Annotated in this window: 17 protein-coding genes and 1 pseudogene; 6 read left to right on the forward strand and 12 right to left on the reverse strand. The window is 63.3% G+C overall.

All coding sequences use genetic code 11. The features are described 5' to 3' along the window. Window positions 1-219: 219 nt before the first annotated feature. From HCZ87_RS13805 to HCZ87_RS13815, 3 genes are all read right to left on the reverse strand, one after another. On the reverse strand, window positions 220-1,779 hold the full coding sequence (locus tag HCZ87_RS13805) for a methyl-accepting chemotaxis protein (RefSeq protein WP_254868647.1): 1,560 nt from the start codon (window positions 1,777-1,779) through the stop codon (window positions 220-222). Between the two features lies 1 nt (window position 1,780). After that, a complete protein-coding gene (locus HCZ87_RS13810; protein WP_167644475.1) occupies window positions 1,781-2,077 on the reverse strand; it encodes a hypothetical protein in 297 nt (98 codons plus the stop codon). Between the two features lie 244 nt (window positions 2,078-2,321). Beyond that, on the reverse strand, window positions 2,322-3,056 hold the full coding sequence (locus tag HCZ87_RS13815; RefSeq protein ID WP_167644477.1) for a WHG domain-containing protein: 735 nt from the start codon (window positions 3,054-3,056) through the stop codon (window positions 2,322-2,324). 326 nt (window positions 3,057-3,382) lie between these two features. On the opposite strand from HCZ87_RS13815, the gene HCZ87_RS13820 reads away from it, so the two are divergent. The 5 genes from HCZ87_RS13820 to HCZ87_RS13840 all read left to right on the forward strand — a co-directional run bounded on the left by HCZ87_RS13820 (window position 3,383) and on the right by HCZ87_RS13840 (window position 9,607). Next, window positions 3,383-4,840: an amidase family protein gene (locus tag HCZ87_RS13820; RefSeq protein ID WP_167644479.1), complete on the forward strand. Its 1,458-nt coding sequence runs from the start codon at window positions 3,383-3,385 to the stop codon at window positions 4,838-4,840. 70 nt (window positions 4,841-4,910) lie between these two features. Continuing rightward, window positions 4,911-5,933: a TRAP transporter substrate-binding protein DctP gene (gene dctP, locus HCZ87_RS13825; protein ID WP_167644481.1), complete on the forward strand. Its 1,023-nt coding sequence runs from the start codon at window positions 4,911-4,913 to the stop codon at window positions 5,931-5,933. Window positions 5,934-5,952: 19 nt separating this feature from the next. Then, window positions 5,953-6,462 (forward strand): TRAP transporter small permease, encoded by a 510-nt coding sequence (locus tag HCZ87_RS13830; RefSeq protein WP_167644483.1) that lies wholly within the window; start codon window positions 5,953-5,955, stop codon window positions 6,460-6,462. Beyond that, window positions 6,459-7,817, forward strand: a complete 1,359-nt coding sequence (locus tag HCZ87_RS13835; protein ID WP_167644485.1) for a TRAP transporter large permease — start codon at window positions 6,459-6,461, stop codon at window positions 7,815-7,817. Before HCZ87_RS13830 ends, HCZ87_RS13835 begins: the two co-directional genes overlap by 4 nt. Window positions 7,818-7,945: 128 nt before the next feature. After that, on the forward strand, window positions 7,946-9,607 hold the full coding sequence (locus tag HCZ87_RS13840; RefSeq protein ID WP_167644487.1) for a sulfatase-like hydrolase/transferase: 1,662 nt from the start codon (window positions 7,946-7,948) through the stop codon (window positions 9,605-9,607). 42 nt (window positions 9,608-9,649) lie between these two features. On the opposite strand, the gene tcuB is transcribed toward HCZ87_RS13840, so the two are convergent. Genes tcuB through HCZ87_RS13855 form a run of 3 tightly spaced genes read right to left on the reverse strand, consistent with a single transcriptional unit; the run spans window position 9,650 to window position 12,766 of the window. Further along, window positions 9,650-10,711 carry a tricarballylate utilization 4Fe-4S protein TcuB gene (gene tcuB, locus HCZ87_RS13845; protein ID WP_167644507.1) on the reverse strand — a complete coding sequence of 354 codons (1,062 nt, stop codon included), beginning with the start codon at window positions 10,709-10,711 and terminating at the stop codon, window positions 9,650-9,652. Then, window positions 10,701-12,089, reverse strand: coding sequence for an FAD-dependent tricarballylate dehydrogenase TcuA (gene tcuA / locus HCZ87_RS13850; protein WP_167644489.1), 1,389 nt, complete (start codon window positions 12,087-12,089; stop codon window positions 10,701-10,703). Before tcuA ends, tcuB begins: the two co-directional genes overlap by 11 nt. Continuing rightward, window positions 12,086-12,766 (reverse strand): GntR family transcriptional regulator, encoded by a 681-nt coding sequence (locus HCZ87_RS13855; RefSeq protein WP_368484131.1) that lies wholly within the window; start codon window positions 12,764-12,766, stop codon window positions 12,086-12,088. Before HCZ87_RS13855 ends, tcuA begins: the two co-directional genes overlap by 4 nt. Window positions 12,767-12,845: 79 nt before the next feature. Between HCZ87_RS13855 and HCZ87_RS13860 the strand changes: the two genes are divergently transcribed. Beyond that, window positions 12,846-13,913, forward strand: coding sequence for an AbrB family transcriptional regulator (locus HCZ87_RS13860; RefSeq protein ID WP_254868648.1), 1,068 nt, complete (start codon window positions 12,846-12,848; stop codon window positions 13,911-13,913). On the opposite strand, the gene HCZ87_RS13865 is transcribed toward HCZ87_RS13860, so the two are convergent. From HCZ87_RS13865 to HCZ87_RS13890, 6 genes and pseudogenes are all read right to left on the reverse strand, one after another. Next, a complete protein-coding gene (locus tag HCZ87_RS13865; RefSeq protein WP_167644495.1) occupies window positions 13,873-14,862 on the reverse strand; it encodes a D-2-hydroxyacid dehydrogenase family protein in 990 nt (329 codons plus the stop codon). The two genes, HCZ87_RS13860 and HCZ87_RS13865, sit on opposite strands and share 41 nt — an antisense overlap. An 11-nt stretch (window positions 14,863-14,873) precedes the next feature. Beyond that, window positions 14,874-15,035, reverse strand: coding sequence for a hypothetical protein (locus HCZ87_RS13870; protein WP_167644497.1), 162 nt, complete (start codon window positions 15,033-15,035; stop codon window positions 14,874-14,876). Window positions 15,036-15,045: 10 nt separating this feature from the next. Then, window positions 15,046-15,861: a universal stress protein gene (locus HCZ87_RS13875; RefSeq protein WP_167644499.1), complete on the reverse strand. Its 816-nt coding sequence runs from the start codon at window positions 15,859-15,861 to the stop codon at window positions 15,046-15,048. Window position 15,862: 1 nt separating this feature from the next. Then, on the reverse strand, window positions 15,863-16,951 hold the full coding sequence (locus HCZ87_RS13880; protein WP_167644501.1) for a 4-oxalomesaconate tautomerase: 1,089 nt from the start codon (window positions 16,949-16,951) through the stop codon (window positions 15,863-15,865). Window positions 16,952-16,969: 18 nt separating this feature from the next. Further along, window positions 16,970-19,000 carry a tripartite tricarboxylate transporter permease gene (locus tag HCZ87_RS13885; protein WP_167644503.1) on the reverse strand — a complete coding sequence of 677 codons (2,031 nt, stop codon included), beginning with the start codon at window positions 18,998-19,000 and terminating at the stop codon, window positions 16,970-16,972. 88 nt (window positions 19,001-19,088) lie between these two features. Further along, window positions 19,089-19,410: pseudogene (locus tag HCZ87_RS13890) on the reverse strand (tricarboxylate transporter); the annotation flags it as partial.

Raw genomic sequence — 19,410 nt, forward strand, 5'->3', positions numbered from 1 at the left:
TGAATGACCGAGAACCCGCTGGCCCGATACGGCTGCGCTGTGTGAGGGCTACACCGCATCGGGCCAGCTACCCGAGCTCTCCAAGGGGGTCATTGTTGGATGCCGATAGGGGGTAAAGATTGCTTGCCGATTGACACTGATCTCGGGGAAATCTTGCGCGAAGAGCGACCTGCTTTTCCCCGAGAAAATACGACGTTTCATGCCCATTCCGGCCACACGTTATGCGACTCGGCCGAGACGCTGCGGTGGGTCATCCTGGTCTGCCGCATTTTTGAATTCTGCCACAACGTCGCTGAGCAAATCAGTCGCGGCCGTCAAGGCTGTGGTTGCGGCGGAGGTCTCTTCAAACATGGCTGCGTTCTGCTGCGTAAGTTGGTCAAGCTCACCCATCGTGTGTTTCAGATCGGCGATGCCCTGGGCCTGGGTTCCGACCGTAGATGCGATCTGTTGCATGGAATCTGAGGCCTTGCGCACCGCTTCGAGAACGCTGCGCAGGACGGCGCCGGCGTTGTCGACCAGTTCCGCACCGTTATTAATCTGGCGGGCACTATCGTTTATCAGGGTACTGATTTCTTGCGCCGCTTCCGAGGACCGGCCGGCAAGGGCGCGAACCTCTGATGCAACAACGGCGAAGCCTTGACCGGCTGATCCCGCACGGGCGGCCTCCACCCCGGCATTGAGCGCCAGAAGGTTGGTCTGCGACGCTACATCCTCGATCAAATCGACAACTGAAAGGATCCGGTCGGAGCTGCTCTTGATCTCTTCCATCGCTTCCAGCGCATTATCGACCACTTTCATGCCGTTTTCCGCATCGTCTCTGGTTCCGGCTGTCGTCAAAGCCACCTGCTGCGCGCCGTCTGAGGCGGCGGCCATGACTTCGCTGAAGTTGTCGATACGCGAGGCCACACTGCCCAGAGCGTTCGCCTGTTCCTCGGTCCGTTTTGCAAGTTTGTCGGAGGCCGAGGCAATGCTGCTTGTGTCTGTCTTGATTGAATTTGCGTTTTCCTGGACGCTGGCCATGGCCGCCGACAGCGAGTTGACTGCACTGTTGAATTCGTTGCGCAGCGGCTCGAATTGCTCTGGAAACTCTGCCTTGATCCGCGTCGAGAGGTTGCCCTTTGCCAGTTTGGTCAAAGCCGCGCTAAGCTGCGCCATGACATTGAGCTGTTCTGCTTCCTTCTCGGCCAAACTATGTTGCAGGTCTTGCGAGCTGGTCAATGCTTCGGACAGTCTTTCGGCCTCTTGCTCGATCTGCTCCCGTTGGCTGAGTTGCACGTGCAGCAGGTAGAACAGACCGGCGGTTTCAGCCACCCAGACGGTGCCGTGAAGGGCCAGGCGCGCCAAGTCTATGAGCAAGCCGCTACTGGGATAAATCAGCGTCGGCAGAAAGAACGTCAACACAGCGTGATGGACAATGACAATCCCTGACGCAGCCAGAAGTGCCCGCTTGTCCTGTAGGATCACAAGAACAGCAAGCACGGCAAAATAAATCAGGTGTGTGTCCAGCTGCCATGAGTGTCCGGCCAGGGCTGCCGTCAGCAACGGCAATTGACCCATCACGCCGAGCGCCACAGCCATGCGTGCCAGCCCGCCACCGCGAAGCTGAAGGCCGATGGTGACGGCGGCAATTGCCAGGGATATTGCGAGGTAGGGCCAAGGGGACAGGCCCACCAACCACGCGCCGAGCGCCGGAACGGGCGTCATCAGAATGTTGAGATAGCCAATCAGGCGCAAACCTCGTGCTTGCGCAACTTCCAAGGATGGTATGGTGTCTTCCATTTTATACTCCACAAAGTTGCGCTGCGATCGTGCCGTCGAGAACCAGCCAGGCCCCTTCAGCCTTCAACCGTTCGGGAAACCCGCTGGTGTGATCGTCGGCAACTGCAAGCAGGGCCATGGGAGCGCGTGTTGGTCCGATCTGGCGGCCACCGGCGCGTTTCAAGATGTCAGGCAAACCGTTCATAGGTCCGACAACAAGAAAAGTGGTTGCTGCTTGGATCGGGCGACCTGTAATAGCCAGCACGGGTGCTGCAATCAAAGGCCCCAGTATCAACATAATCATGGCGACGACACGCATTCCGGTTTCCCTATAGCTTCCGACGTCACCATAAATATAACGCCAAGACCTTACGTTGCGATTAACGACGTCAACGCCAAGAATCGCTCGGCCAATGGCTCGTCTTTTCGCGAAGGTTTATTGGGCTTCTGGCAGGAGGACCGCCGGGATGGGGCGGTTTCGGCGCGCAGCTTGGGCGGTGGGGCGATCACTGCCACGAAACGCCCGCTTCGAGAGGCGGGCGGCAACTGGGCGCGCGCTGCGATCAGCTTTCGGGCGCGCTGTCTGCCTTGGCTGGCGTTTTGGGGGCGCGTCGGGCGAACCAGCGCTGTGACATTTCCTCGGCGCTTGGGCGCTTGAGCATCAGCGGCGCGATGGTCATGTCGTTGACCGCGTCGATATCGGGAAAGAATGCCGCGTCATTGCCGTCTCCCATGGGGTGGTGACCCTGGGTGCGGTAGACCGCAAGCCCATGGGTGGCGAGGATGACATAGCCGGCAATGCGCTTTGGGTCGCCATCGGCGATCAGGCCAGAGGTTTGGCAATCGACAATACAGCCCAGCAACGTCGCCAGCGCCTGCTCGTTGTGCCGGATCCGGCTGCTGCGCTCTGGGTTCTCGTCACCGCGCTCGGAGAACATCAGCGAAAAGAACCCCTTGTTGTCGAGGGCAAAGCGAATGTAGGCGACGCCAAGCGCCTTGAGGCGCTCCATCGGATCGGGCCCCGCTTTTTGCAGCTCTTCCTTCTGGCAGCTGGCGAGCCTTGCGAATCCTTCTGCTGTCAGCGCGTCCAGCAAGGCAGCCTTGTCGGCAAAGTGGCGATAGGCCGAGGCGTGCGAGACGCCAAGCACCCGTTCCAATTCGCGCAGCGAGAAATGGGGGCCATCGCGCTGGTCGATCAGCGTCAGCGCCGTTTCCAGCAAGGCATTGCGCAAGTCTTTGTGATGATACCCGTTTTTGCGCGACGTCTTGGGCGTCTTGGGGGGCTCTTGCTGGTTCACGGTCGCATTCTTCCCGACATAAGAGGCAGTCCTTTTTTAGCATGCGCTGGCCCGGATTCACAAGCTGTGCCGGACGACAAGGCGGCCTGGCGCAGTCATGACGCTTGACAAGAACAAATCGCTTGCTCCTAATATCACCACTGGTGACATTGCCGCAAGGGGAGGGGGGCGTGCCATGACGATTTGCATAGGACACGCCGAAACATCCCGCTCGCGGGCGTGCAGGCTGGACTCAATACCCGCGTTGCGCACCCTGGCGATGCTGCGCGGCTGTGGTCTGCCGCCCTCCCGAAATCTGTTCAACTGTTCAATAACAAGGCTTCTCAATGACTGAATTCCTCCAAAAAGCCCCTCATCTGTGGACAGCAGTCGAGACCGTCGCGGCGCTAAAAGACCGCAGGATCGGCGCGCTCGAACTGCTGGACCACAGCCTGGAGCGCCGTGCCCGGCTCGATGGGGAGGTGAATTCGGTGGTCGAGATCCGGGCAGATGCCGCGCGCGAGGCGGCCCGGGCGGCGGATGCGGCTGCCACGCGCAGCCCGCTTGCGGGCCTGCCCATGACCATCAAGGAAACCTATGAGGTCAAGGACTTCCACACCACCGCCGGGATGCCGGAGCTGAAGGATCACGTCTCGGCCGAGGATGCAGAGGCGGTCTCGCGGCTGCGGAACGCCGGCGCGGTGATCTGGGGCAAGACCAATGTCCCTGTCGCCGCCTCCGACCACCAGAGCTATAACCCTCTGCACGGCGTCTGCCGCAATCCCTGGGATACCTCCCGCACGGTTGGCGGCTCTTCCGGCGGTGCGGCTGCGGCGCTGGTGGCGGGGTTCACCGCGTTGGAGCTGGGCAGCGACATTGGCGGCTCGATCCGCATCCCTTCGCATTTCTGCCGGGTTTGGGGACACAAGCCCACCTTTGAGATCATTCCCGGCACTGGCCAGGTGCCGCCGCTGAACGCCCTGGCGACATCGCCGCTGTCGGTCAGTGGCCCGATGGGGCGGTCTGGTGCCGATCTGGAGCTGGGGCTTGATCTGCTGGCTGGCGGCGCGCCCGACAGCGGCTGGGTTCTGAACCTGCCCAAGGCGCGCCACGAGACACTCTCGGACTATCGCGTCGCCGTCTGGACCGGCGGCAACCCGGTCGATCCCGCCTATGCCGAGGCGATCGAAGCCTATGCGGCGGTGCTGGCGGGGCAGGGCGTGCAGGTGACCTATCTCGACAAGACACCGGCCCCCCTGATCGGCAATGATGATCTTTATATCGCGCTGCTGTTTGCAACCATCGGATCCGGCGTGCCCGAGGCCGAGCTGGATGCCTATGCTGCCGCCGCAGCCCAGCACCCCAAGGGCAGCCTGCCTGACCGGGTGGCGCGGGCAACCCGCTCCAGTTTCGCCGAAGTCGCTGAAATGGTCGAACGCCAGGCCAAACTGCGGCACGCCTGGAACGCCTGGTTTAATGATTTCGACATTCTTCTCTGCCCGGTCAGCATGACCGTCGCCTTTCCGCATCAGACCGAGGACGGTCACGGGCCGGTGCCGCAAATGTCGCGGGTTCTCGACGTTGGCGGCGAGACGCGCCCCTATATGGAAAACCTCTATTGGCCGGGCATCGCGACGCTGGGGCATCTGCCCGCGACCGTGCGCCCCTTGCCCGATCCGGTGCGCGGCTTGCCCGCCGGCGTCCAGGCCATCGGTGCGGAATACGCAGACCGCACCACCATCCGTTTCACCGCGCTGTGCGACGCGGTTTTTGGCGGCTTTGTGCCGCCGCCGGGCTTCGCCTGATGGCGGCGCTCCTCGCATCCACCCCACCCGACCCGCGCTGCGGCGCATGAGACACTGAAAGGAAGACAAGGTGCTTAAATTCCCTCAACTCGTGGCGGCAGCGCTGTTGGTGACCCCGCTTTCGGCGCAGGCCGACACCACCATTCTGTTCAATAATTTCCTTGGGCCCAGCGATACGCTCTATACCGATGTCATCCATCCCTGGCTTCAGGACATCGAGGCCCAGACCGAAGGCCGGGTGAATTTTCAGATCCCCGAGGCCTCCCTGGCGCCGCCGCCGGAACAGTTGACCATGGTGCAGCAGGGCATTGCGGATGGCGGCTTTATCATGACGGGCTTCCTGGAAGGCTCCAACCCGCTGTTGCAGATTTCCATGCTGCCCTCGGTGAACGCCAGCGCCACGGCGGGTTCGATCGCCTCCTGGCGTACCTATGAGACCTACTTTTCTGACGTCGAAAAAGTGGAAGGCGTCGAGTTGCTGGCGCTGCTGACCGTGGCGCCGGGCGGATTTTATTCGATGAACGACAGGGTGTTCGAGAATATCTCGGATTTTGAGGGCGCCAAATTCTGGGCCTTGCCCGGCTATGCCTCGCGCGCGTTGACGGAATTGGGGGCCGTGGTTTCGCCCGGGCCTGCGGTGCGCATGTATGAGGTGATCTCCGGCGGCGTGGTCGATGCCTATTGCTGCATCAACTACCCTTCGGTGTCGAACTTCAACGTCTTGCAATTCACCAAATCCGTCACCGTGCTGCCCAATGATTTCTACTCGCCGGCCTTTGCCTTTTACGTCAGCGACGAGATCTGGGACACCATTTCCCCCGAGGATCAGGCGACCATCCACAAGCTCTCTGGCGAGGCCCTGGCACAGCGCCTGGCGGCGACGGATGATATCGACGATCAGTACCGCGAAGCGTTCCTGGAGGCTGGCGGCGAGATCCACGAGGCATCGGACGAGCTGATCGCCGCGCTCGCGGAGGCCTGGAGCCCGATCTATCAAAGCTGGATCGACGCGGCCGATGCGACCGGAATCGATGGCGCCGCCGCGCTTGCCTACTACCGCGAGCAAGTCGCCCTGATCGCAGCTGGCAACTGAGGTGAGGGGAGAGCGGGGCATGTTCAGAACCGCCTGGAGCTGGGTGGAGCGCGTGTTGGAAGCGGTCATGGCGACCTTTCTTCTGGCAATGGCGCTGATCACCGCGATTGATGTTGTGGGGCGCTATTTCTTCAGCGCCCCGTTGCCGGGCGGCTATGAAATCGTCCAATACCTGATGGCCCTGTCGGTCTTTGCGGCATTGCCGCTGACCACACAGGCCGAGGGCCATCTGACCATCTCCATGCTGACCGATCGGTTGGGGCCGCGTACACAGCGGGTGCAGCGGGTGATCATGCTGTTCATCAGCACGCTGGTGCTGGCCTTTCTGGCCTGGCGCATGGGGGTGCAGGCCAACCACCTGTCGCATGGCACTGCGCTCTCGGGTTCGTTGGGGATTCCTCTCGCCCCGGTGGCCTATGCGATGACCGTTCTGGCCTGGCTGGCGGTTGCAGTCTCAGCCGTGCTGGTGGTGCAGGCCATCAGCGGCAAACAACCGTCAGGACGCAAACCCGAGGAGACGATTGAATGACCCTATCGCTGATTGGATTCGCGGTTCTGCTGGCGATCGCCTTTGTCGGCGTGCCGCTTGGATTTGCGCTGATTGTGGTTGGTGTGGCCGGATTTGCCATCGCCCGGGCCGAAATGGTCGGCCAGGCGCTGATCTGGTGGGGCGATGGCGGGTTGGAGTATAACGCCCGCGCCGTCAACGCGGCCTTTTCCATGGCCGGACAGCAGATGTTTGATGTCTCCACCAATTACGGCATGACGGTGATCCCGCTCTTTGTGCTGATGGGCGCCTTTATTCACCGCAGCCAGCTGAGCCAGGATCTCTATGATGCGGCGAATGCCTTTCTCGGTCATCGCCGGGGCGGCTTGGCCATGGGCACGGTTGCCGCCTGCGCCGGTTTTGCCGCGGTCTGTGGCTCTTCCATCGCGACGGCCGCGACGATCTCTCGCGTGGCGATGCCCTCGATGCGCCGCTTTGGCTATCGGGATTCGCTGTCGACCGGCTCGATTGCCGCTGGTGGCACGCTGGGCATTCTGATCCCGCCCTCGGTGCCGATGGTGCTCTATGGCATTCTGGCTGAAACCGACATTGCCGATCTCTTCATGGCGGGGATCCTGCCGGGGCTGATCCTGACGCTGTTGTTCTTCTTCGTGATCGGCATGACCACCATGATCGACCCGACCGCCGGTCCAAGCGCCGAGCGCGTGCCCATGCGCGAGCGGCTGCGTCTGCTGGGCAAGGTCTGGGGCATTGTGGTGATTTTTGCCGTGATCATCGGCGGGATCTACCTGGGCGTCTTCACCGCCACCGAGGCCGCCGGGATCGGCGTGTTCTTCGCCGCGCTCTTTGCGGTGCTGCGCAAGCGTCTGACATGGCGCAGCCTTTGGGAAAGCCTGGTCGAGACCGGCATCACCACCGGCATGATCTTTATCGTCGCCATTGGTGCGCTGGTGTTTTCGAACTTCGTCAACCTGGCCGGGATGACCCGCGCCCTGACGGATCTGCTGGCGACCTATGACCTCAGCGCCATTCAGGTCGTGCTGTGCATCGTCGCCGTTTATCTGGCGCTGGGCTGCGTGTTTGACAGTATCGCCATGCTGACGCTGACGGTGCCCGTGGTGGCCGCGATCCTGAAACCGATGGGCGTGGATATGGTCTGGTTCGGCATTGTCGCGGTGATCGCGATCGAGCTGGGGCTGATCACGCCGCCGGTGGGGATCAACGTCTTTGTGGTAAAGGCCGCGACCACCGGCATCAGTGTCTGGACCATCTTCCGCGGGGTGATCCCCTTTGTGTTCGCGATGCTGGTGTTGCTCGGGCTGGTTCTGGCCTTCCCGTCGATCGCCACATTGGTGCCCACCTTGATGGGGCGCTAACATCGCGCCGGTACCCTATGCGATCAAGGTCGCGGCGTCACCGCCGCGGCCAGTCTTGAACATGGGGCAGGGGGGAGCGATACCCCTCTACCGCCCCCAAGCCGCGTGCCACAGAAAGGGACCGATCCATGGCCACACCCAAGAACATCCTGTTCATCATGTTTGACCAGCTGCGCTGGGATTACCTGAGCTGCTATGGCCATCCGCATCTGAAAACTCCCAATATCGACCGGATCGCGGCGCGCGGCGTGCGGTTTGACAATGCCCGCATTCAATCTCCGCTCTGTGGTCCCTCGCGCATGTCGACCTATACCGGGCGCTATGTTCACAGCCATGGCGCGTCCTGGAACAATGTGCCGCTCAAGGTGGGCGAGCGCACCATGGGCGACCATCTGCGCGATCTGGGCATGGGCTGCTGGCTGGTGGGCAAGACCCATATGGCCGCCGACGCCGAGGGCATGCGGCGGCTGGGGCTTGAACCTGACAGCGTGATCGGCGCGCGTGTGGCTGAATGCGGCTTTGACATCTGGGAGCGCGACGACGGTATGCGCCCCGAGGGGCCGGATGGGTTCTACGATCCGGGCGGGGCGCTCAAATACAACGACTACCTGCGCGAAAAGGGCTATGAAAGCGATAACCCCTGGCACGACTATGCCAACTCCGGCATCGACGACGATGGAAATGTGCTCTCGGGCTGGTTCCTGGAAAACTCTGACAGCCCCGCCAATATCCGCGAGGAAGACAGCGAAACCCCCTATCTGACCCGCCGCGGGATCGAGTTCATCAAGGCGCAGGGCGATCAACCCTGGTGCTGCCATCTGAGCTATATCAAGCCGCATTGGCCCTATATCGTGCCTGAACCCTATGCCAGCATGTATGGCCCCGCCGATTTCCTGCCGCCGGTGCGCAGCGAGGCGGAACGGCAGACGGATCACCCGGTGTTCAAGGGGTTTCAGAACGCCCCCGTGGGCCATGCCTTTGCTCGCGATGACATCCGCGACAAGGTGCTGACCGCCTATATGGGGCTGATCAAGCAATGCGACGATCAGATGGGCGTGCTGTTTGACTGGCTGGAAGAGACGGGCCGGATGGAGGACACGCTGATCGTCATCACCTCCGATCACGGGGATTTCCTGGGCGATCACTGGCTGGGCGAGAAGACCTTTTTTCACGACGCCTCGGTCAAGGTGCCGATGATCATCTATGACCCCTCCGAACAGGCCGATGCCACCCGGGGCACCACCTCGGATGCGCTGGTGGAATGTATCGACCTGGCACCCACCTTTGTCGATGTGGCGGGCGGCGATTCCGCTGCGCTGGACCATATCCTGGAGGGGCATTCGCTGTTGCCGCTGCTGCGCGGCGGGCCTGCGCCGGCGCGCGACTTTTGCATCTGCGAATACGACTATTCCGCCACGCCGCTGGCCGAAGGTCTGAAGCTGAACACCGATCAATCGCGCATCTTCATGGTCGCCGATCAACGCTGGAAAATGATCCATTTTCAAAGCGGTCACCGCCCCATGCTGTTTGATCTGCAAGTAGACCCGGATGAGCTGACCGATCTGGGCGACAGCGCGGAGCACGCCGGGATCATCGCAGATATGTACGAAAAACTGAACGCATGGGCCCGGCGGCCCGCTGCCCGCACCACCCTGCCAAATGCTGTTTTCAAGGCGATCCGCACCGAGCCGCGCCGTCTGGGGGTACTGATTGGTGTGGCCGATGCAAGCGAGGCCGAGGGCGACGAGGCCGCGAAATACATCGGCAGAAAGGCCCCCGACAAGCGGTGACGCGAGGGGGGCCTTTGTGATCTCAACCGATGGGCGCTGTGGCTAGCTGCGGCGCCCGGCATCCGCCGTCAACGCCGCCAGCCGGTAGAAGCCATGCGCCATCTTGGTGAAGGGCGTGAGCAGGAAAAACGCAAGCACCGCCCCAAGATGGATCGCCAGCGCGGCGGGCAGCAGCGCGGTTTGTCCCAGCGCATAGAGCGCCAGCCCGCTGAGGCCCACAAACCCGAGAAGCCCGATAAAGGCAACTTCGCCGCCAAAGGCCCCCGCCGCGCCGAGCGCGCGATCCGAGCGCAGCTTCAGCCGGATCATCTCGAAGCAGCCCACCACCAGTAGCACCCCGCCGGAGAGGCCGAGCAGCTTGGGCAGCGAGAAAATCCCATAGGGGGCGTGCATGCCAAAACCGTAATGCATCACCGTCGCGACGCTGGTGGCGGCAAAGCACAGCAAGAACCCATACATCACCGCCTGATGCACCGCACGGCGGGCATGGGTGAACCGGTCCTCATCCTCGAAGTTGCAGCCGTCGCCGTGCCCGCCCTTGAGGTTCTTCATATTCGCGGCCTGGCGCAGCGCGGCGACCAGATGCGCGGGCCGGAAGGGGGCGGCGTCGACATGGTGCCAGTAGCGACGCAGGCTCACGGCGATGCTGACCAGCGGAAACAGGAAGGCGGGCAGGAAGATTGCGACCATGGCGTTGTGCGACAGCACCGCATAAAACCCCTCTCCCCCCGCCGAGGCCAGGGCGCGCATCGCCCAGAACAGCAGCGCAAAGCCGATCACGGTGGCAACAGCGATCAGAACGCCGTTCTTCTGGAATGCCTTACCTGCGGCACGGGGGAAGGCGAGCTCCTCCCAGCTGTCTTGCCGCACATTCGCCAGCGCCTGCGGCAGGTTCAGCTCGAACTCATGCGAGGCGGTATATTGGCAGGCGTAATAGCAGCCCCGGCAGTTGTGACAGAGGTTCGCAAGCTGCGTCAGGTCGCCCTCGCTGAAGGCGCGCTCGGCGTGCAGGGCGGGGAAGACGGAACAATAGCCCTCGCAGTAACGGCAGGCGTTGCAGATCTCCGCCTGACGGCGGGCCTCTTGCAGCAGATCAGTTTGCATTTGCATGGGCGGCGGCCTCCTTGCCTGCGATGCGTCCAAAGACGGTTCCGATGGTCATGCCAAATCCGGCAAGATAGCCCTGGCCAAGGATCGACCCGGCCATGGTTTCGCCCGCCGCCCAGAGGTTCGCGACCGGGCGGTTGCCGATCGAACATTGCGCGCGCTCGTCGACCTTCAGCCCGAGATAGGTAAAGGTCACGCCGGTGCGCAAACTGTAGCCATAGAAGGGCGGTTCGGTGATCGGCCGCGCCCAGTTGGTTTTCGGCGGCGTGAGCCCGGTGGTGCTGACGCCGTCCAGCTCGGTCGGATGAAAGCCCGAGGTGTCGCCGCAGGCATTGTTGAACTCGGTCACGGTCTGCACCAGCGCCTCGGCGGGCAGGCCCATCTTCTCGGCCAGTTCCTCCAGCGTGTCGGCCTTGATCGGGGGAAAGACCGAAGGCATGAACAATTCCAGTGACTTGGCGTCGATAATCACATATCCCACCTGATCGGGTTGCGCCGCAACAAGGCGGCCCCAGATGGCATAGCGCTTGGGCCAGACGTCCTCGCCCTCGTCATAAAAGCGCTGGGCGTCCTTGTTGACCACGATCGAGAAAGGCACGCAGTCAAGCCGCGTGACAATGCCGCCGTCGAATTTCGGCGCGCGCCCGTCGATGGCGACGGCGTGGCATTGCGTGGGGTCACCCACCTGTTCGATGCCCTGGTCCAGCAGATCGGCGAGCACGATGCCGCGATTATAGGGCGTGCCGCGGATGAGGAAGTTCTTTGCCGCCGGCCCCCAGGCGCGGGCCAGCCAGTCGGTATCGGCCTGAAACCCGCCGGATGCGACGACCACGGATTTCGGCGTGATGCTGTGGGTCTTGCCGTTTTGGGTATAGTCGATGCGGGTCACGTGATCATCGTCGAGTTCCAGATGGGTGACAGCGGCCTCGTATTCCACCTGCACGCCGAGAGCCTCGGCGGTGCGGTAATAGGCGTTCACGAGGCTCTTGCCGCCGCCAAGGAAGAAGGCGTTCGTGCGCGCCAGCGACAGCGTGCCCGACAGCGACGGCTGAAACCGCACGCCGTGCTCCTGCATCCAGGGCAGACATTCCTCGGACGTGCGAATGGCCAGCCGTGCCAGCCCCTCGTCGGTCTTGCCGCCGGTGACCTTCATCAGGTCGGCGAGGTATTCTTCCTCGGTGTAGCTGTCCACAAGCGGGCCGAGCGGGCCGTGATGCATGCAGCGAAAATTGCGGGTGTGGCGGGAATTGCCGCCGCGATAGGGCTTTGGCGCGGTCTCAAGGATCAAGACGCGGGCGCCGGCCTCCGCGGCGGTGATCGCCGCGCAAAGCGCCGCGTTGCCGCCGCCGATGATGGCGATATCGGGAGGGGTCACAACAGATCTCCGTCGTAGCTGGGGGTTTTGTGGCTGCTGGCGCGCAGGTCGCGCACCCGCACGCGCTGGGCGGCCTCGATGTGGGCGCGCATGGCCGCTTCGGCGAGCGATCCATCCCGCGCCTTGATCGCGTCAAGAATGCCGAAATGTTCCTCGACAGCCTTCTCGGCGCGGTTGGGTTCGGTCAGCGTGGTCGGGCCGAGAATCATCAGCGCCTTTTGCAGCGCATGGATCGACCGGGCGAGAAAACGGTTCTTGGCCGCATCCAGCAGGGCGGCGTGGAATTGGCGGTTCAGAATGAAGGCCTCTGGTGCCGTGCCCAGCGTGGCCATCTGCTGGTTCATGTCAAAGAGCTCTTCGATCTCGATGTCGGAGGCGGCCCGGGCGGCCAGCCGCGCGGCGGTGCCTTCGAGCACCGCGCGCATCTCGTAAAGCTCCATGACCTCGGCATAATCCAGCCTGCGGATCGTGGCGCCCTGACGCGGCACATGGGTGACGATGCCGTCAGCCTCCAACTGGCGGATGGCCTCGCGCACCGGGGTGCGGGACACGCCGAGCCGCTCGGCCAGTTCGGTTTCGCGCAGCCGGTCGCCGGGGTTCAGCCGCCCTTCGCGCAATTCGCTCAGCAGGCGCAGGTATGCGCCGTTGCCCTGGGGGGTGGCGTCGTCATCCATGATCGTGGGACCTCTGGTTTGATATTGTATCCGAGTGGATACAAGCGTACACATTGGACGTCAAGACATGCAGGAGGTCGGTTTGCGCAAACATCTTTCCCACCCTCAGGCGCGGCGTGCGCTGACCTTCGGGCTGGCGGCGACAGGGACTGTGCTGTTCTGGTCCCTGGATCTGCCGCTGCCGTTTCTGTTTGGCCCGATGGCCTTTTGCCTCGCGGGGGCGCTGGCGCATCTGCCGCTGAAAGGTTTCGGGCAGGTCTCGGTCGCGGCGCGCACCATCCTTGGTGTTGCGGTGGGCGCATCAATCACGCCAGAGGTGGTGGCGCATCTGCCGCGCATGGCGCAGTCGGTTGCGCTGATCCCGATCTTTATCGCGCTGATCGCCCTTGTCGGCGTGCCGTTCTTTCGCAGGATCTGGGGCTTTGACGCGCCCACCGCCTATTATGCGGCGATGCCGGGCGGGCTTCAGGATATGGTGATCTTCGGCACCGAGGCGGGCGGCAATCCGCGCGCGCTCTCGCTGATACACGCGACGCGGGTTCTGATTATCGTGACCCTTGCGCCCTTTATCCTCAGCCATTTCTACGGGGCGGCGCTCTCCAACCCCATCGGCGCACCGGTGGCCGATTTGCCCTGGCATGAGCTGTTGATCATGGTCGCCGCCGCGCTGATCGGCTGGAAGGGGGGCGAGCGTCTGGGCCTGTTTGGTGCGTCGATCCTTGGGCCGATGATCGTGACGGCGATTCTGTCGCTCGCGGGTATCGTGCATTTCCGCCCCCCCGCCGAGGCGATCCTGGCGGCGCAGTTCTTTATCGGCTGCGGCATCGGGGTGCATTTCCTGGGCGTCACCTGGCGCGAGCTGACGCGTGTGGTCGCCGCCGGCGTCGCCTATGTGCTGGTGCTGGCGGTGCTGGCCGCTGGGTTTTCCGGGCTGGTGACGGCGTTGGGGCTGGGGGATCCGGTGCCGGCCTTCCTGGCCTTCGCGCCCGGCGGGCAGGCGGAGATGACGGTGCTGGCGATCGTGACCGGCGCCGACCTCGGCTTTGTCATCACCCACCACCTGACGCGCATCGTGATCGTGATCGTCGGCGCGCCGGTGGTGGCAGGGATTATTGCCCGTCGGCGGAGGGCGCAAAGACCGAAGGGTTGACCATATGGATCGGCACGCCTGCCGCATAGGCGTTTATCTGGGCAAAGATGTCGGCAAATTGCTTGTCGAATTCATCCTCGGTGACAAACCCGATATGCGGCGTTGCAATCAGGTTCGGATGTGCCAGCAGCGGATCTGCGGCATTGGTCATGGGTTCGCTGTCAAAGACGTCGATGGCGGCCATGCCGGGGCGGCCCGCGTTGAGCCCGTCCAGAAGCGCGCCGGGGGCGATCAGGCCTGCGCGTGAGGTGTTCACCAGAACGGATGTCGGGCCCATTTGGGCCAGATCCTCGGCACTGATGATCCCGCGCGTGTCCGGCGTCAGCCGCAGATGCAGGGAGACCACGTCGCTTTCGGCAAAGAAGGCCGCGCGGCTGGGCGCGACGGTCTCGCCATCGGCCAGGGCGCGGGCGCGACCCGTTTCCGAGCCCCACCAGGTGACATTCATACCAAAGGCTCGCGCATAATCGGCCACCACGCGCCCGATGCGCCCATAGCCATACAGGCCCAGCTGTCGTCCGCGCAGGGTGCGGCCGACGCCCATCTGCCATTGGCCCGCCTTGGCGCTGGCCATCTGCTGCGGCAGCTGGCGCATGGCGGCGAGGATCAGCGCAAAGGTGAGCTCGGCCGCCGCGTAATTGGCGCCATCGCCGCCGGTATTGGAGCAGAGCAAGACCCCCGCATCGGTGCAGGCCTCCACATCCACATGCGGCCAGACCCCGCGTTGCGAGATCAGGCGCAGGTTCGGCAGCCGCTCCAGCAGGCCGCGCGTGATGCGGCTGCGTTCGCGAAACAGCACAACGCAGTCTGCCTTGGCCAGACGGGTCGCCAGGGTGGCCTCGTCGGGGGCGTGATCGGTCCAGACGGTGACGTCATGCTCTGCCAGCAGGTCGAAACAGGGCAGGCCCCGCAGCGTGTCGAACCAATCGTCAAGGATATGGACCTTCATGCCGCGGTCTTTCACGTGTTGCCGTGCAGCGCCTTGATCGCGCGGCTCACCCGGTCGTGCAGGAGCACGAGGTCGGCCTTGTTCGATTCATTATCGGATATGCGCTGCGCGAGGTCGTTGCGGATGTCTTCCAGATCGCGGCGCGCGCGGGCGAGTTTCTCGAAATCGGTCATCGTCGGCTCCTTAGTGAGACAACAGAACAGGGATTGTGGTGCGCGACAGGATGTCGGTGGTCATGCCGCCGAGGAAGTCTTCGCGGAACTTCGAATGCTCATAGGCCCCAAGCACCAGCAGCGAGGGCTCGTGTTTCTTGCACCATGCAAGCAGCGTATCAGCCACCGGATGGCTCGTTGGCCAATCCTCATGAACGGCTTCGACACCGTGACGGGACAGGTGCAGCATCAGGTCGTCGATGGGCCAGGGGTTGCGTGGCCCGACGGTCAGCACGCTGACGCGGCCATTGTCTTCGAGCAGGCGCAGACTGTCGGAGAGCGCCCGCGCGGCGGCGCGCCCGCCATCCCATGCCAGGGCTGTGTGGTGCTGCGTCGCTTCGGCCTCGTATCCCGCCGGGACCACAATAACCGGCCGCCCCGACAGCAGCGCGATGCGATCCGGGTGCAGCGTGACATGTTCGTCGTCCGCGTCCGAGCGGGTGCCCACGATCAGCATGTCATAGTGGCGCGCCGCTTCGGACAAGACCGTATCGACGCGGCCTGTCACCTCTTTTAGCTGCAAGCCATTGGTCAGACCCAGGCGGGTGCGCTCCGCCTCGAAGCGGTTCTCGATCTCGCGCAGGATGCCGGTATTGGCGGCGTCGAGCAGGGCGCGCGCCTCCTTCGGGATCCAGCGGGAGCGTTTGTCGATCACCTCATGACCGCTATGCGCCAGAATCGCGGTCACATGCGCATCGAACCGCTTGGCCAGCGATGCCGCATAGCGCAGCGCCGCCACCGATCCGTCGGAGCCGTTGAAGGCCACCAGAAGGTTCATCATAGGCATGTTATTGTCCCTTCCATACGGTGGAGGGCACGTAGATCAGCCCATCCGCAAGTTTGCGCGCCGTCCGCAGGAGCCCGGCGGAATTCAGCGTGAAGTCCTGGCCCATCTCAAAATCTACCAGCACTTCGATGGTGCCGGAGGCATGTTCCAGCACCACATTGGCGGGGCCGGAGGGGGGCCGTTCAAGCAGCCCATCGGCAACCGTCCCCGGCGTCAGCGCGCAGGAGGCCAGGCATTGCGAGCCGGTAACCGCCATCGAGGGATGCGTCGTCCAGGGCATGAAATACCGCGTCGCGATGGTGCCGCCGTTGCGGGCGGGCGCGAGCAGGCCGAATTTCGGCGTCACGGAGTCGGTGACGTCGCCCATGCCCATCGCCGCGCCGGCCTGCCGCCGGACGGCCTCCATCCGGGCGAAGAAATCTCGGTTATCGTCCAGCTCCTGCACCGTCTCGTGGCCGGTCAGGCCGAAATCGGCGGCGCGGGCGATGGCCATCGGCATGGCGACATCCATGCAGGTGACCTCGATCCCGTCAAAGGTGTCGCGCAGGTTGCCCGTGGGCAGGAATGCCCCGGTCGAGGAGCCGACAACGCCCATGAAGCTCAGCGCGATAGGGGCTGCCGTGCCGGGCACCCCGGCGATCTCTGCGTCGCCATCATAGCGCAGAACGCCACCCGGCGTCTGGACCCGGGCCAGCACCTTTGCTCCGGTGTTGACGGCGCGGATCTTCACCTCGGTTTCATCCCCGGTGGGGGTGATCAGCCCCATCTCGATCGCGGCAGGACCGACGCCCGAGAGGATATTGCCGCAGGTCGGTTTGAAATCGACCAGCCGATCCTCGACCGAGACCTGGGCAAAGAAGTAGTCCACATCGGCCCAGTCATCCTCGGAGGGCGAGAGCATGGCGACCTTGGTGGTCACCGCGACGCCGCCGCCGATCCCGTCGATGTTGATGGGATGACCCGACCCCACCGCAGCGATCAGCACCTGGGCCAATGTCTCGCGATCTTCGGGCAGGTCCTTGCGGTTGAAGTAAGGCCCGCGCGAGGTGCCGCCGCGCATAAAGACGTAGGGAATGCCTGTCTGTGTCATGTCATTCGCTCCGTTGGATTATTTCAATGGCCAGGGCAGGTCGACAGCGTGCTGCAACAGGCCCGGGGGGAAATCGCGGTTCAGCGCACCGGCCATGACGCACATCAGCGCAATGCCAGCGGCGGTCAGGATCAGCGTCTTGGGCCAGGGTGTCTGGGCGCGTACCCGCAGGAAGGCCACAAGGAAGCCCAGAAGCGCCAGGATGAAGCCCAGGAAATAGGTCGCGATGATCAGCCCCATAAACCAGGCCAGCGTGCCCCAGAGCCCGTAGGGCGCGTCGGCATCCTCGCCGGCCAGTTCCTTGTCGGCAAAGATGGAGTCGTTTTCCGGGCGCAGGATCATCTGCACCAGCAGGATCAACAACGCCGCCAAGGTGATGCCCCCAATGACAAGCGGCACGATCTTGTCGGTCATGTTGTAGTCGGGGATCATGTTGGCATTGATCAGCGCGGCCACGACATAGGCCATGATCACCAGCAGGAATACGATCGGCGCCCGTTTGGAGCCGGACTGCACGTCGCCTTCGGCCATGATGGATTTCGCCTGACGCAGCCCCAGCACGACCGAGATCACGGTGACGATCAGCAGCACGATCACGATCGGCGAAAAGATATACTCCATCCCGTCCTCAAAGGACTTGCGGAAGCGGAAGGACGCAATCTGGAACGCCTGGTTGGAGAATTTCTCGACCGGGTTTGACAGCACAAAACCGATCAGGAAGGCCGGGCGCGACCAGTCAAAGCGACGCAGGAAGATACCGATCAGCCCGATCAGGAAGAGCGCCAGGATGTCTTCGAAGTTCTGACCCGACTGGAACGCCGCGAAGGAAATCAGCATGAAGAGGAACGGCGCAAGATAGGTAAAGCGGATCGTCGTCAGCTTGGCGATGCCACCCGAGGCCGCGATGCACAGTACCGTACCCACCACATTTGCCAGCGCCAGCAGCCAGACGATGGAATAGGTGATATCGAGATTGTCGCGCAGCATCGACGGGCCGACCTCGATGTCGCCGGAGCCCAGAAGCGCAATGGCGCCGATAAAGATCGCCATGGAGCCGGAGCCGGGAATGCCGAACAGCAGGGTGGGGACAAGGCCGCCGCCCTCTTTGGCGTTGTTGGAGCTTTCCGGCCCGATCACGCCGCGGATCTCGCCCTTGCCGAAATTGGATTTGTCCTTGGTGGTTTGCACCGCGTGGCCATAGGCGATCCAATCAACAACCGAGCCACCAAGCCCCGGGATCACACCGACGACAACGCCGATCAGCGAACAGCGCACCGAGAGCCATTTGTTGGCAACCCAGTCCTTCACGCCTTCGCCCCAGCCCGCGCCCAGAGTGGCGTCCTTGGCGATAGAGCGGTCCTGACGCAGCAACGAGACGATCTCCGGCACGGCAAAGATGCCAAGGCCCACGATCACCAGCTTCAGCCCGTCGGTGAGATAGGGGATATCATAGCTCGCCATACGCAAGCTGCCGCCCGCGTCGGCCTCGCCGATGGTGCCGATCAGCATGCCAAGCCCCGCCGCGGCCAGCCCCTTGAGCGCAACGCGCCCGGCAAGCACGGCGACCATGGACAGGCCGAGGATCGAGATCATCAGCATCTCTGGCAGGCCAAAGGCCAGAACCAGCGGTCGCGCCACCACGATGAACATGGTCAGGAAGGCAGCACCCACCAGCCCGCCGAACAGCGAGGAGGTAAAGGCCGCCGAAAGCGCCCGCGCCGCCTGGCCCTTCTTGGCGAGGGGAAAGCCGTCCAGCACCGTCGCCTGCGAGGCGGAGGAGCCGGGAATGCCCATCAAGACGGAGGCAAAGGTGTCCGAGGTCGGCACCACCGCCACCATGCCCACCATCAGCGCCAGACCCAGAACCGGGTCCATGCCGAACATGAAAGGCAAAAGCAGTGAAAGCCCGGCGATGCCGCCAAGCCCCGGGAACACGCCCACGGCCAGGCCCATCACCACGCCAAGAACGAGGTATCCCAGGACTTCAGGTTGCAGAATCAGGGCCCATGCCTGGCCAAGCGCAGGGAGGGCGGTGGCGAACATATCCATCGCACCGGCTTTCGATTTTGAATTGTGGAAGAAAAAGAGGGGCAGGGGGCGGCCCCGCGCCGATCAGGCGGGGGCCGCACGGGATCGCTTATTTCAGCGATACACCGTAGGAGTCCTGCAACCAGTTTTGCACGTAGGCTTTTGCCTCCGGCGACACGGTTGTCCCGGTCTTGGTGGCCTTCTCGGCGCCAGCGCCGACGAAGACTTCATATTTGCCCACGCGCTTGGAGGCGATGGTGGCGAAATCTTCGCGGTTGCGCACCGCGTCAAAGGCATCCGCGAAGGTCTTCGCCACGTCGTCCGGCGTGCCTGCGGGCAGGAAGGCGATCTTCTGCACCGGGAAACCGGCCACGAAGAAGGCTTTCCACGCGTCCCAGGCTTCGCCGGAGGTCTCGCAGCCGTCCGTCGCT

Source organism: Phaeobacter sp. HF9A (assembly GCF_011806385.1).
In the GTDB taxonomy this organism is placed as follows: Bacteria; Pseudomonadota; Alphaproteobacteria; order Rhodobacterales; family Rhodobacteraceae; genus Epibacterium.

What these genes read in the sequence shown, in the direction of transcription:
- HCZ87_RS13885 (WP_167644503.1), bottom strand. Translation starts at nt 19,000, where the DNA reads ATGGATATGTTCGCCACCGCCCTCCCTGCGCTTGGCCAGGCATGGGCC.
- HCZ87_RS13830 (WP_167644483.1), top strand. Translation starts at nt 5,953, where the DNA reads ATGTTCAGAACCGCCTGGAGCTGGGTGGAGCGCGTGTTGGAAGCGGTC.
- HCZ87_RS13840 (WP_167644487.1), top strand. Translation starts at nt 7,946, where the DNA reads ATGGCCACACCCAAGAACATCCTGTTCATCATGTTTGACCAGCTGCGC.
- HCZ87_RS13875 (WP_167644499.1), bottom strand. Translation starts at nt 15,861, where the DNA reads ATGCCTATGATGAACCTTCTGGTGGCCTTCAACGGCTCCGACGGATCG.
- HCZ87_RS13870 (WP_167644497.1), bottom strand. Translation starts at nt 15,035, where the DNA reads ATGACCGATTTCGAGAAACTCGCCCGCGCGCGCCGCGATCTGGAAGAC.
- HCZ87_RS13835 (WP_167644485.1), top strand. Translation starts at nt 6,459, where the DNA reads ATGACCCTATCGCTGATTGGATTCGCGGTTCTGCTGGCGATCGCCTTT.
- HCZ87_RS13865 (WP_167644495.1), bottom strand. Translation starts at nt 14,862, where the DNA reads ATGAAGGTCCATATCCTTGACGATTGGTTCGACACGCTGCGGGGCCTG.
- HCZ87_RS13880 (WP_167644501.1), bottom strand. Translation starts at nt 16,951, where the DNA reads ATGACACAGACAGGCATTCCCTACGTCTTTATGCGCGGCGGCACCTCG.
- tcuB (WP_167644507.1), bottom strand. Translation starts at nt 10,711, where the DNA reads ATGCAAACTGATCTGCTGCAAGAGGCCCGCCGTCAGGCGGAGATCTGC.
- HCZ87_RS13820 (WP_167644479.1), top strand. Translation starts at nt 3,383, where the DNA reads ATGACTGAATTCCTCCAAAAAGCCCCTCATCTGTGGACAGCAGTCGAG.
- HCZ87_RS13805 (WP_254868647.1), bottom strand. Translation starts at nt 1,779, where the DNA reads ATGGAAGACACCATACCATCCTTGGAAGTTGCGCAAGCACGAGGTTTG.
- HCZ87_RS13810 (WP_167644475.1), bottom strand. Translation starts at nt 2,077, where the DNA reads ATGCGTGTCGTCGCCATGATTATGTTGATACTGGGGCCTTTGATTGCA.